Here is a 12,097-nt window from a genome sequence, read left to right on the forward strand (position 1 = left end):
TCCCCGCCGCGTTGGGTCCGCATCCGCGTTTTCATGATCGGCCTCAACGACCACCTCGAAGCTCATCCGCCCCCGCCGCCTTCCCGCGCGCCGGAGCTCGCCGCGAAGATCTTCGCCGCCGGTGGCTGGCTCCAGCACGGCCTCGCCCTCGAACACCGCCCCGAACAGGAACAAATGGCCCGCGCCGTCGCCGCCGCCATGAAGTCCGACACCCCGCTGCTCTTCGAAGCCGGCACCGGCGTCGGCAAATCCCTCGCGTATCTGCTTCCTGGACTCATCCACGCCGTCGATCAGTCCCGCCAGCTCATCGTCTCCACCCACACCATCGCCCTCCAGGAACAGCTCGAATCCAAAGACCTCCCGCTCTGCCGCCGCGTCTTCTCGTCCACCGAGCACCTCAAGAAATACGCCACCTTCAAGAGCGCCGTCCTCGTCGGTAAATCCAACTACCTCTGCACCACCCGCCTCGCCACCGCCCTCCGCGATAAACACGAACTCTTCGCCACACCCGAACACAGCGAGCTCCAGCGCATCGCCGTCTGGGCCGAGTCCTCCAAAGACGGCCTCCGCCACGAACTCGCCCCGCCCGTTTCCCCCGAGCTCTGGGAAATGGTCAGCGCGGACTCCTCCGCCTGCGCGCGCAAATACTGCGACTGCGAAAAGTGCTTCTACCAACGCGCACGCGCCCGGCTCGCCCAGGCCCAGGTCATCGTTGTAAACCACTCCCTCCTCTTCGCCCACCTCAACGCCGGCGGTGCCTCCGCCAAAGGCGGCGCACGCGGCATCCTCTTCCCCGACGACTTCCTCGTTCTCGACGAAGCCCACACCGTCCCCGACGTCGCCACCGATTACTTCGGCCTCCGCCTGTCCAGCTACGGCGTCGATCGGATGCTGAAATACCTCTACAACCCAAAAACCAAACGCGGCCTCCTCCAAAAACACGCCGGCCCCGAAGCCCGCCAGCTCGTCTGCGACGCCCTCGAAGCCTCCCACCAGTTCTTCAGCTTCCTCGCCGAGCGCCTACTCGATAAACAACCCCTCGTCCGCGTCCGCGCCGAAGGCATCGCCGAGCCCTGGCTCGACGGCCCGCTCCTCGCCCTCGCCAAAGCCGTCCGCACCGCCGCCGATAAATTCGACGAGGGCCGCGATCGCGAAGAGCTCCTCGAACAAACCCAAAAACTCAAAGCCGCCCAAACCTCGCTCCGCCAGTTCCTCACCCTCGCCGACGACAAATCCGTGTACTGGCTCGAACGCTCCGGCCGTCGCCAGACCATCGTTACACTCCGCAGCGCCCCCATCGACATCGCCCCGCAGCTGCGCGAGGAACTCCTCAGCCGCAGCACCTCCGTCATCTTCACCAGCGCCACCCTCGCCATGGGCGGCAGCATCAAACCGTTTCAACAACGCATAGGAGGCACCGACGTCCGCTCCGACATCGTCAAATCCCCCTTCGATTTCGAGCGCCACATGCGCGTCTTCGTCGCCGCCGACATCCCGCTCCCGACGGCCCGCGACGCCCGCCTCGCGCTCGATGCGCTCATCGACTACATCGAATTCTGTACCCTCCGCGTAACCGGCGGCTCCCTCGTCCTATTCACGAGTTACCACGACATGCGCCAGGTCGCCGCCGCCCTCGAACCCGTCTTCGCGAAAAACCGCCGCCCCTTCCTCATGCAAGGCGCCGAACTCTCGCGCACCGAACTCGCCCGCCAGATGCGCGCTGCCGGAAACGCCATTCTCTTCGGCACCGACAGTTTCTGGACCGGCATCGACGTCCCAGGCGACGCCCTCGCCCAGGTCATCGTCACCCGCCTCCCCTTCGAAGTCCCCACCCAACCCATCCTCGAAGCCCGCTCCGAATGGATCACCGCCCGAGGCGGCAGCCCGTTTTCCGAACTCACCCTCCCCGACGCCCTCATCAAATTCCGCCAGGGCATCGGCCGCCTCATCCGCACCCAGACCGACCGCGGTCTCATCACCCTCCTCGACAGCCGCCTCCTCGCCAAACCCTACGGCCGCCAGTTTCTAGAGTGTTTACCCCAGACCCACTTCGAACGTATCACGAAGGAAAATCGCTCCACGCGATTTATACCTTTTGCTTAGTCCGCCGGGCTGCCTAACTAACCAGCTCAACCCTTTCATGCATCTACGCAGTGCCGCACTTTCCGACATCGGAAAACTTCGCCGTTATAATGAAGACCGCCTCCTCCGCGACGAGACGCTCCATCTCTACGGAGTAGCCGACGGCGTCGGCGGACTCCCCGGCGGCGCCGAAGCCGCGCAGTGCGCCATCGAATGCGTTCATCACGCCATCCACATGGCCGACGGCGAACCCGATCTCGCGAAGATCACCCTCGACGCCAACAAAACCGTCGCCCAGCTCGGCGCCCGCCTGAGCCCGCACTACGGCATCGGCTCCACGCTCACGTACGGCCTCTTCCGTCGCGGCCAGCTCCAACTCGCCCACGTCGGCGACTCCCGCTGTTACGTTTCCCTCGGCGGCGAATTCGAGTGCATCACCATGGATCACTCCGTGGAAAACGAAGCCCGCGCCCGCATCGCCCGCGGCGAACTCGTCTGGGTCAGCGAACAACACCGCAACGCTCTTACCCGCTGCATCGGCCAGACCACCCCGCTCCAAGTCGACATCTCCTTCCGTCCCCTCACCAAAGGCGAACGCTACCTCTTCTGCAGCGACGGCGTCACCAAACTCATCCGCGACCCCGAACTCGCCGAACTCCTCGCCGCCAAAGCAGAACCCGGAAAAATTCTCCGCGACATCGTCGATCTCGCCAACGCCCGCGGCGGCCTCGACAATTCCACCGGAGTAATCGTCTTCGTGGACGACCTCGCCTGAGTTAATTTTTTCCGCAGCCGCATGAGTGCCCCGGCCAAACGTTCCGAAACCTTTGCTCCGCTCGTCGCCCGCCAGCCCGACAACGAGCTCTTCCGCTTCAGCCTTGCCCAAGCCCTCGTCGCCGAGCACCGCCTGGTCGACGCCGTCGAGCACTACAAACTCTGCATCGCCAAAAAGCCCGACTGGATGATGGCGCGCATCCTCCTGGGAAAACTCTACCTCGAACTCGGCCGCAAATCTGAAGCCGTCCTCCAATTCCAAGAGTCGCTTAAACTCGCCGTCGAGCAATCGCACGAAGACCCCGAACGCGAACTCCGCGACCTCCTCGCCTCGCTCTCATAAAATCCGGCCGCGATCTCCGACGTAGGGCCTGACCTCGCGTCAGGCCGGATCGACTTCCCACATAAACAAAGAGCCCGGACACGGTTTAACCGTACCCGGGCTTTGCTGGACCTGCGACGTGCGAGTCGCCTGCTTGGAGGGATAACCGGGGTGAGTTATCCAAATAGAATCAGACCATGTACTTACCTTCGCTGCTCCAACGCGCCTCCCAGCGCACATTGAACCGCGAAGACCACGTCGCCGGAGCCGGCTTCTGCCAGCTCGACCGCACTTTCGGCATCGCCGAAGCCTCAAACGAAGCCACCGCACCCTCAGTGCGAACCGTCGGCTGAGCCCCCACCACACTCAACGTCGCCACCAGCGCCACAAACGCACCAGCCCAGATTGCCCGAACCAAATTTGTCACGAGGGATGAAGAGGAAGTCGTCATTGGGGAGATCTGCCCAAGACCAAATTGACACTTATTTGCATATGCAATCAATTATCACCTTTCTACCCATAACTATCGCTACCCGCTCTACTTGCCGCAGATAAATTTCCACCCACTTTTAGCCCCAAGAAGTTAAACAATCGTAAGCAACCCCGAGACAGATTCTTAGCTGGGCACCATTACCCATTATCACCGTTGTCCGTCCGAATCATTCCTCGTCGCACAACAGCCCGCTCCCGCGACACCCAAACGTTGCATACCCTCGCTCGCCTGCCACGGTCCCAACCCGCTAAGAGCATACCCAACACATGCGCGTCATCCTCACCTCGCACGGCTCAACCGGAGATATTTACCCCGTCATCGCGCTCGCCGTCGCCCTCCAAAAAGCAGGCCACCACGTCCGCTTCGCCACGATGCCGCACTACCAAGCCGACATCGAAGCCGCCGGGATCGAGTTTCTCCCGCTCTGCCCTAATTGGGAACAAGCCGACCTCAGCTACTGGATGGGCCGCCTCCAAAAAATCCGCACTCCTATCTACCAACTCCGCGAAATCTACGTCGGCGCCAAGGCCTACATCCCCGAGATGATCTCGCGCATGGACGCCGCCCTCGCTGACGCCGACCTGCTCGTCTCCTCGTACCTCTTTCCGATGAACAAAAGCATCGCCGACCGCCGCGGCGTGCCCTTCGCGACCTTCGCCTTCGCCCATCACGTCATCCCCTCGCCCGACTACCCGCCCGAAAATCTCCCGTCCCCACGCTGGCTACCGCAAAACCTCCGCCGCGCCTGGAATCGCTGGCTCTGGAAAACCGCCAACGCCGTCGTTGATCGCGTCATCAACAACACCATCCGCAGCCACCTCGACAACGCAGGCCTCCCCAAAGTCCGCAGCTTCTTCTCCGCCCCCGCCGAACGCGTCCTCGTCGCCGTTTCCGACGAACTCATGCGCCCCCGCGACGCCGAGATCCACGACCGCTTCCGCTTCACCGGCTATTGCCGCTGGCAGGCGCCCGAAGACCCCAAACTCGAAACCGAGCTGCGCGAATTCACCCAGGGAGAACCCGTTCCAGTCCTCACCTTCGGCAGCATGGTTTACGACAACGCCGGCGAATACATGGAGCGCCTGATCCGCGCCTGGCCGCAGAACAAAAAAATCATCGTCCAACGCGGCTGGGCTCAATTCCCCGCCCTCGCCGAAGACGGCCACATCAAAGTCATCGGCAAAGTTTCCCACGACCAGCTCTTCCGCCACGCCTCAGCCGTCATCCATCACGGCGGCGCCGGCACCACCGCCAGCGCCCTTCACGCTGGCAAACCCCAGATCGTCGTCCCGCACATCGGCGACCAGAACTTCTTCGGTAGCGAAGTCGAACGCCTCGGCTGCGGCTTCCGCATCCGAAAAAATCACTGGCCCGAACAACTCCACAACGCGCTCACCCGCCTCGCCGTCCAACCCATCCACGCTCAAAACGCGCTTAAAGTTCAAACGACGCTCCTCAAAGAAAACGGCCCCGCCCGCGCCATCGAGGAACTCGAACGCTACGAACGCGAATCCCGCGCCGCCCGTAGCCAGAACCCTCGCGAAAATTTTGTTGGAAAATGAAACGGGAATCTGCACGTTTCGCCGACTCGTTTGCCAGAGTAGCTCAGTGGTAGAGCAGAGGACTCATAAGCCTTTGGTCGCCGGTTCAATCCCGGCCTCTGGCACCACTTTAAGAAAAACCCGGACCTTCTCAGGCCCGGGTTTTTCATTTTCCGAAAAGGAAACGTGAGCTCCGAAACCGGATCACTCTTCTTGCTGCAAACTCGCGACCACCGAGAAATCCTCCAGTGTCGACGTGTCTCCCTTCACCTGCGTGCCCGCCGCAATGTCTTTCAGAATGCGGCGCATGATTTTCCCGCTGCGCGTCTTCGGCAGGCTTGCCGCGAACCGCACTTGGTCAGGCTTCGCCAGCGAGCCGATCTCTTTGCCCACGTGCGCCCGCAGCGATTCCTTCAACGCTTCGCTGGCCTCGTGACCACTCTTCAGTGTCACGAAAACCACCAGCGCTTGCCCCTTCAGATCGTCCGGCTTACCCACCGCCGCCGCTTCCGCGACCGATGGATGCGAAACCAGCGCACTCTCAATTTCCGCCGTACCGATCCGGTGGCCCGACACGTTGAGCACGTCGTCGATACGCCCCACGATCCAGAAATACCCATCCTTGTCCTGACGCGCGCCGTCGCCCGTAAAGTAAGTTCCAGGAAACTCGCTAAAGTAAGCCTGCTTAAAGCGCGCATCATCACCCCAAAGCGTCCGCAGCATCGAAGGCCACGGCTTGGTGATGACGAGTTTTCCGCCCGAATTACGCGGCGCTTCCTTGCCTTTGTCATCGACGATTTTCGCCGCGATGCCAAAGAACGGCAGCGTCGCCGATCCCGGCTTGAGCGGCGTCGCACCCGGGAGCGGCGTGATCGTGATCGCGCCTGTCTCCGTCTGCCACCACGTGTCCACGATCGGGCAGCGTTTCTTGCCGATCATCGTGTGATACCACATCCACGCCTCCGGATTGATCGGCTCGCCCACCGATCCCAACAGCCGCAACGAATCGAGCCGATGCCGCAGCACATAGTTATCGCCCCAGCGCATGAACGCCCGGATCGCCGTCGGCGCCGTGTAGAGGATCGTCAGACTGTGACGGTCAATCATCCGCCAGAAACGATCCGGCTCAGGCTGGTTCGGCGCTCCCTCATAGATGAAGACCGTCGCGCCATTGCTGAGCAGACCGTAGACGACGTAACTGTGCCCCGTGATCCAGCCGATGTCGGCCGAGCAGAAATAACGGTCCGTCTCCTTGAGATCGAAAACGTAGTGTGAACTCAACTTCGCGCCCAGCAGATAGCCTGCGCTCGTGTGGAGCACACCCTTCGGCTTCCCCGTGCTTCCACTCGTGTAGAGAATGAACAGCGGATTTTCCGAATCGAATGCCTTGGCCTTGTGCTGATTCGGCGCACCTTCCCACGCATCGTGCCACCACACATCGCGGCCCTCCTTCATGTTGATGGGATTCGCCGTGCGCTTAAGCACGAGCACCGTTTGCACACTGGGCGTGCCTTCGAGGGCCTTGTCCACGTTGGGCTTCAGCTCGATGATTTTGCCACGCCGCCAGCCGCCATCAGCCGTGACAACCAGCTTGGCCTTACAGTCATTGATGCGGTCCTTGAGCGCCTCCGGGCTGAATCCGCCAAACACCACCGTGTGAATCGCGCCGATACGCGCGCACGCCAGCATCGTGATCATCGCCTCCGGAACCATCGGCAGATAAATCGCCACACGATCACCCGCGACCAACCCCATGTTTTCAAAAACATGCGCCAGTCGGCACACATGCAGATGCAGCTGCTTGTACGTCATCGTCCGCACATCGCCCGGCTCACCTTCAAAAATGATCGCCGCCTTGTTTTCTCGCGCCGTGCCGAGATGCCGGTCGATGCAGTTCTCCGCCACATTCAGCTTTCCACCGACAAACCACTTCGTGTCGGGCATCGCTCCCTTCATCACCGTCTTGAACGGTTTGCGCCAAACCAGCTGCTCCTCGGCCTGTCGCTTCCAGAACTTTTCTGGGCTATTGACAGACTCCGCATAGAGCTTTTTGTAAGCGGCCAGACTTCCAAGGTTCGCTTGGCGTTGAAACTCGGCCGAAGGCCTGAAAACCCGACTTTCTCGGGATACTGAGGTAATCGTTTGGTCCGTCACGTGAGTGGCTGATTTTTTGGGTTTAGGAGCAGATCGCATGTGTAAAAGCGCCGCTCTTATCCCGACCAGAGTTTTTAGCGTCAAGCCCGGGAAGCCTTCGTCTAACTTTCGTCTGTCTATTCATGGAAAATAACTCCGCCCCCGCGCCGTCCGCAGCCACCGCTGCACCGGCTTCCCAAGCCCCTTCCCCAGCGCCCGCCGCTCCCGTCGTGCCCGATAACACCATCCGCGTCGAAGGCGTCCTCGACATCGACATCCAGAAAGGTGGCAACGGCCAGCTCCTCGACCGCACCAAGTACGGCAAACGCCGCCCCACCGACGTCTTCGTGCCCAAGGAACTGATACGCCGCTTCAAGCTTCGTCAGGGCAACATGGTCTCCGGCACCGCCTACCCAGCCGAAGGCAAATTTCCCAATCCCAAGATGAAGTTCATCGAGAAGGTGGACGGCCTCGACATCGAGGAGCGCCGCCAGAAATTCGACTTCAACGCACTCACCACCGTCTCCCCCGATAAACACCTCAAGGTCGAGCTCAAGGACGGCCGTCTTACCACCCGCGCAGTCGATCTTTTCTGCCCCATCGGCAAAGGCACCCGCGGCCTCATCGTCGCCCCGCCTCGCACCGGCAAAACCACTCTCCTCCGCGACATGGCCCTCGGCGTCTTGGAAAATAATCCCGAGTGCCACGTCATGATTCTCCTCGTCGACGAACGTCCCGAGGAAGTGACCGACTTCAAACGCAGCGTCCCCGCCGAGATCTGGGCTTCGTCCAACGACGAACAACTCGAAAGCCATATCCGCATCGCCGATCTCTGCATCGAGCGCGCCAAACGCCTCGTCGAAACCGGCATCCACGTCGTTCTCTTCGTCGACTCGATCACCCGTCTCGCCCGCGCCCACAATTCATCCCGCAACTCCGGCCGCACCGGTTCCGGCGGTCTCGATGTCCGCGCCCTCGAAAAGCCCCGCCAACTCTTCGCCGCAGCTCGCAACACCGAGGAAGCTGGCTCTCTCACCATCGTCGCCTCCGTGCTCGTCGAGACCGGCAGTCGCATGGACGACGTTATCTTCCAGGAGTTCAAAGGCACCGGCAACATGGAGCTCGTCCTCGACCGCAAATGCGCAGAGATGCGCCTCTGGCCCGCCATCAACATCGCCTCCTCCGGCACGCGTAAGGAAGAGCTTCTCATCGACGCCAAGAAGCTCGAAGGCATCCACTTCTTCCGCCGTGCCCTCGTCCAGCAGCGCATCGAAGAAGCCACCGAGACGATGATCACCCGCCTCGGCAAAGCGCGTAACAACGAGGAATTCCTCAAGCTCATCGCCCGCTAAAACCCCAGCTCGCCTCTTGGGCCTTTCGCTCCGGCGCCGCTTCACCCGTAATTCCCTCTTGCGCCGCCTGCGCAAACTCTGAACAAATCTCACCTTCCCGTCGCGCGCACCACACATGCCGCACTGACCAGCCGCAGCCCGTAACCACACTACATGCACAGTTTCTCCGAGCAATGTCTCGACATGGCCCGCTCCATCTTGGGCCACAACTTAGATTCGATCCAGCCAGACGGCACCGTCCTTCCCGCTCCCGGCGAACAGCCTCGCCCCGACGAGCCCGGCCACATCGCCTACGCCCTCGGTGAATATTACCGCGGCACCGGCGAAACCACCCTCAAGGGCTTCGACATCATCGATCTCGCTGCCCGTTGCATCACGGCGCAGATGTTCACCGAGCCCGCCGCCGAAAACGGCCTCGCCTACGCATCGCTCGCCCTCCTCTGCTTCGGCCCCTCCAAAGAGCGCAATCCCGTCTGGGAACGCCTCGTCGAGGAAACCCGCCAGCGCATCGACAAGCAGCTGCTCCATCGCAGCGACTACGACAACCACTGGCAGGCCTTCAACGTCGCCAAAGCTGTCGCCCGTTTCTCCTTCGGCCTCTCCAAGAAAGACGAAACCTCCCGCCTCATCGAGCGCATGGTTGATCGTATCAACCAGACCAGCTCCAACGGATTCTTCGACGACTCCACGGAAGGCTTCGGCGGCAACTTCAATCTCTACGGCGTCATGAACTTCGTGTTCATCCGCTCCGCCCTCCAGCTCCACGCCAACAGCGGCGTCCGCGACCGCAAGCTCCCGACTCTCCGCACCTACGCCGAGAAATACATCAAGATGATGCCCGACCTCGTTCGCGCCGATGGCCTCGGCTGGGCATTCGGTCGCGCCGCTGGTGCCTACGGCCAGATGCACTGCATCAGCCTCGTGCTCCAAGGCCTCCGCGACGGCTGGATCGCCGACGACCAGAAGCCCAAATACTTCGATCTGCTCCGCCGCCTGTTCGTGTTTTTCTATCACACGTATCTCGATCAAGAGCACGGCTTCCTCGATCTCCGCGACACCGAGCGCACCGCCTTCGGCCATCACACGACCCGCATGGCGAACTTCGACGCCGCGCGCTACCTCTGCCAATGGTCCCGCCTCGCTAAGACCGTTCAGATGCCCTCCGGCACCACCAAGCCCGACAACTCCAAGACCCTCGGTCGCTTCGTCATCTTCGACAAATCCAACCGCAAAGAGCAGGGTCTCTTCCTCTATCGCGACGGCGAGAGCGGCCTCCACGCGCAGATCCCGCTCATCAGCTCCGGCCCGACCCTTGTCGCCGACTCGCTGCCCTTCCCGCACTGCCCCGGCGTCTTCGACTGGCCGAACAACGTTTACGCGCCGATCATGCTCCCCGAGCTGACCTTCGGCACTAACGTAACGCTCCCCGCCTTCTACGGGAAAAACTGCGTCACCGGTTTGGGACTACGCAACAGCTTCTACTTCCGCTACGAGCAGCCCGACCTGATCAACACCAAAGAAGAGATCGTCAAAGGTCTCGGCAGCGTGAAGGTCCAGTGGAACTTCTCCGGCAACAAGATCAGCGCCGAATTCGCGTACACCGTGAAGCAGCAGGTCACCTTGGATAAATTCCGCTTCATGCTCGCGATCGCTGCGCCGCACTCGAAGTACCGCGTCGGCGGCTCCCTCGCCCTCGGCCCGCAAGGTCACCGCTGCACCGTGCAGAAGGACGACTTCCAGGCCACCTGGCAGGAAACCGAAGTGGTCAGCGAAGATCCGACCTACCGCACCAACTACGGTAAGATCCACTACCTCCAGCACCTCGTGCGCGATCATCCATTGATCATGCGCCCCGGCCAGACGTACCGCCTCGCGGTCAACTTCGAGCCCGACGTCGTGCAGGTCGAAGGTTAATCTTCGCCACACAAGTCGAGCCACCGGAAAACCCGGTTCGAAAGTTTCCAGACCGAGCGGCGCAAGCCTCTCGGTCTTTTTTCTACTCGCTACTCACCACTCGCTACCCGCTACTTTCCGCCCTCCGCCATGCTCTCGCGCCGAATAATTCCCTGTCTCGACGTCACCAACGGCCGCGTCGTCAAAGGCATCAAGTTCCAGGAACTCCGCGACGCCGGCGATCCCGTCGAATCTGCCAAAGCCTACGACGCACAAGGCGCCGACGAACTCGTCTTCCTCGACATCACCGCCTCCAGCGACGGCCGCGGCATCATGCACGACGTCGTCGCCCGCACCGCCGAGCAATGCTTCATGCCCCTCACCGTCGGCGGCGGCCTCCGCTCCGTCGACAACATCGAGGCCATGCTCAAAAGCGGCGCCGATAAAGTCTCGCTCAACACCGCCGCGATCAAAGCCCCGCAGCTCATCGCCGACGCCGCCCGACGTTTCGGCAACCAATGCATCGTCCTCGCGATCGACGCGAAGCGTGAACCTGACGGCAAATCCTGGCGTGTTTACACCCACGGCGGCCGCAACCCCACCGACCTCAACGCCGTCGATTGGGCCAAAAAAGCCGTCTCCCTTGGCGCCGGTGAAATCCTCCTCACCTCGATGGACCGCGACGGCACCGGCATTGGCTACGACGTCGAACTCACCCGCGCGATTAGCGAAGCCGTCGAAGTCCCCGTCATCGCCAGCGGCGGCGCCGGCCAGATGGAACACTTCGCCGACGTCCTCGAAGCCGGCCGCGCCAGCGCCGTCCTCGCCGCGACCCTCTTCCACTTCGGCACCTTCACCGTGCCGCAAGTTAAAGACTACCTCGCCACCCGTAGCATCCCCGTCCGCCGCTAACCATCCGCTCCGTCACAGCAGCGCCACTTAAGTCGCGGATCCGCCCACTCCCACTTTCGGCGCTGGCGCAGCCGCCCCCACCAACACACTCAGCTGCTCCTGCACCTGAATAAAAAACTCCGGGCTCAGTTCGCCCACGGGCACCTCGAACAGCTGCTTCGTTTTCGCGTGCTCGAAGATATTCTTCGCACCATCCGCCGTGCGCCCCTTCGGCTTCAACACGCGCTTCCGCTCCAGCATCAACGTCAGAAACTGCACCAGCCGCGTGTTCTCCGCTGTCACCTCCGTCGCCGAATCGGCCAGATTCAGGAACAACGCCTCCGCCGTCAGCTTCATCTCACGCTCCGCATTTTCACCCGCCTTGCGCGGCTTGAACACCCGCACCCAGCTGCACACCAGCGAGCCCTCCTGCTCAAATTTCGCGCGCTCGGCTTCGAGCACATCGTACCGCATCGCCTCGCCCGTTTTCCCACGCACCAGAAAACTGGCTACGCGCTGGCCTTCGACAAACGGTTGCTGCGTGACGAAGCACGCCGGGGCTTGTGGCTGTAACGACAGATCCATTCGGCCACTTGTTTACTTGTCGCCACCGCCG

At 61.8% G+C, this 12,097-nt stretch carries 10 protein-coding genes and 1 tRNA gene; 9 read left to right on the forward strand and 2 right to left on the reverse strand.

What is annotated here, in order from left to right:
* The first annotated feature begins 33 nt into the window (after positions 1 to 33).
* The 6 genes from CMV30_RS01075 to CMV30_RS01095 all read left to right on the forward strand — a co-directional run bounded on the left by CMV30_RS01075 (position 34) and on the right by CMV30_RS01095 (position 5,340).
* Positions 34 to 2,103, forward strand: a complete 2,070-nt coding sequence (locus CMV30_RS01075; RefSeq protein WP_096057551.1) for an ATP-dependent DNA helicase — start codon at positions 34 to 36, stop codon at positions 2,101 to 2,103.
* Between the two features lie 37 nt (positions 2,104 to 2,140).
* The gene (locus CMV30_RS01080; RefSeq protein ID WP_096054306.1) at positions 2,141 to 2,857 is read left to right on the forward strand and encodes a PP2C family protein-serine/threonine phosphatase; all 717 of its coding nucleotides are present in this window, start codon (positions 2,141 to 2,143) and stop codon (positions 2,855 to 2,857) included.
* Positions 2,858 to 2,878: 21 nt separating this feature from the next.
* Positions 2,879 to 3,199, forward strand: a complete 321-nt coding sequence (locus tag CMV30_RS01085; RefSeq protein ID WP_096054307.1) for a molecular chaperone DnaJ — start codon at positions 2,879 to 2,881, stop codon at positions 3,197 to 3,199.
* A gap of 176 nt (positions 3,200 to 3,375) precedes the next feature.
* A complete protein-coding gene (locus tag CMV30_RS19670) occupies positions 3,376 to 3,531 on the forward strand; it encodes a hypothetical protein (RefSeq protein WP_175414686.1) in 156 nt (51 codons plus the stop codon).
* A 406-nt stretch (positions 3,532 to 3,937) separates the two neighbouring features.
* Positions 3,938 to 5,233, forward strand: coding sequence for a glycosyltransferase (locus CMV30_RS01090; RefSeq protein WP_096054308.1), 1,296 nt, complete (start codon positions 3,938 to 3,940; stop codon positions 5,231 to 5,233).
* A 32-nt stretch (positions 5,234 to 5,265) separates the two neighbouring features.
* Positions 5,266 to 5,340 (forward strand) — tRNA-Met (locus tag CMV30_RS01095).
* 76 nt (positions 5,341 to 5,416) lie between these two features.
* Here the strand turns inward: CMV30_RS01095 and acs are convergent.
* Entirely contained in the window at positions 5,417 to 7,405 is a 1,989-nt protein-coding gene (gene acs, locus CMV30_RS01100) for an acetate--CoA ligase (RefSeq protein WP_096054309.1), read from the reverse strand.
* An 83-nt stretch (positions 7,406 to 7,488) separates the two neighbouring features.
* On the opposite strand from acs, the gene rho reads away from it, so the two are divergent.
* The 3 genes from rho to hisF all read left to right on the forward strand — a co-directional run bounded on the left by rho (position 7,489) and on the right by hisF (position 11,502).
* Positions 7,489 to 8,697 carry a transcription termination factor Rho gene (rho, locus tag CMV30_RS01105; protein ID WP_096054310.1) on the forward strand — a complete coding sequence of 403 codons (1,209 nt, stop codon included), beginning with the start codon at positions 7,489 to 7,491 and terminating at the stop codon, positions 8,695 to 8,697.
* Between the two features lie 153 nt (positions 8,698 to 8,850).
* Positions 8,851 to 10,611, forward strand: coding sequence for a hypothetical protein (locus tag CMV30_RS01110; RefSeq protein WP_245844364.1), 1,761 nt, complete (start codon positions 8,851 to 8,853; stop codon positions 10,609 to 10,611).
* Between the two features lie 129 nt (positions 10,612 to 10,740).
* Entirely contained in the window at positions 10,741 to 11,502 is a 762-nt protein-coding gene (hisF, locus tag CMV30_RS01115; protein ID WP_096054312.1) for an imidazole glycerol phosphate synthase subunit HisF, read from the forward strand.
* Between the two features lie 27 nt (positions 11,503 to 11,529).
* Here the strand turns inward: hisF and CMV30_RS01120 are convergent, their stop codons facing one another.
* Positions 11,530 to 12,066 carry a hypothetical protein gene (locus CMV30_RS01120; RefSeq protein ID WP_096054313.1) on the reverse strand — a complete coding sequence of 179 codons (537 nt, stop codon included), beginning with the start codon at positions 12,064 to 12,066 and terminating at the stop codon, positions 11,530 to 11,532.
* Between the last annotated feature and the right edge of the window lie 31 nt (positions 12,067 to 12,097).

Origin of the sequence: Nibricoccus aquaticus (assembly GCF_002310495.1) — a bacterium.
GTDB lineage: Bacteria > Verrucomicrobiota > Verrucomicrobiia > Opitutales > Opitutaceae > Nibricoccus > Nibricoccus aquaticus.

Bases quoted from the DNA above. Each gene is read 5' to 3' on its own strand.
- acs (WP_096054309.1), bottom strand. From the start codon at position 7,405: ATGCGATCTGCTCCTAAACCCAAAAAATCAGCCACTCACGTGACGGAC.
- CMV30_RS01090 (WP_096054308.1), top strand. From the start codon at position 3,938: ATGCGCGTCATCCTCACCTCGCACGGCTCAACCGGAGATATTTACCCC.
- CMV30_RS19670 (WP_175414686.1), top strand. From the start codon at position 3,376: ATGTACTTACCTTCGCTGCTCCAACGCGCCTCCCAGCGCACATTGAAC.
- CMV30_RS01110 (WP_245844364.1), top strand. From the start codon at position 8,851: ATGCACAGTTTCTCCGAGCAATGTCTCGACATGGCCCGCTCCATCTTG.
- CMV30_RS01120 (WP_096054313.1), bottom strand. From the start codon at position 12,066: ATGGATCTGTCGTTACAGCCACAAGCCCCGGCGTGCTTCGTCACGCAG.
- CMV30_RS01080 (WP_096054306.1), top strand. From the start codon at position 2,141: ATGCATCTACGCAGTGCCGCACTTTCCGACATCGGAAAACTTCGCCGT.
- rho (WP_096054310.1), top strand. From the start codon at position 7,489: ATGGAAAATAACTCCGCCCCCGCGCCGTCCGCAGCCACCGCTGCACCG.
- CMV30_RS01085 (WP_096054307.1), top strand. From the start codon at position 2,879: ATGAGTGCCCCGGCCAAACGTTCCGAAACCTTTGCTCCGCTCGTCGCC.
- hisF (WP_096054312.1), top strand. From the start codon at position 10,741: ATGCTCTCGCGCCGAATAATTCCCTGTCTCGACGTCACCAACGGCCGC.
- CMV30_RS01075 (WP_096057551.1), top strand. From the start codon at position 34: ATGATCGGCCTCAACGACCACCTCGAAGCTCATCCGCCCCCGCCGCCT.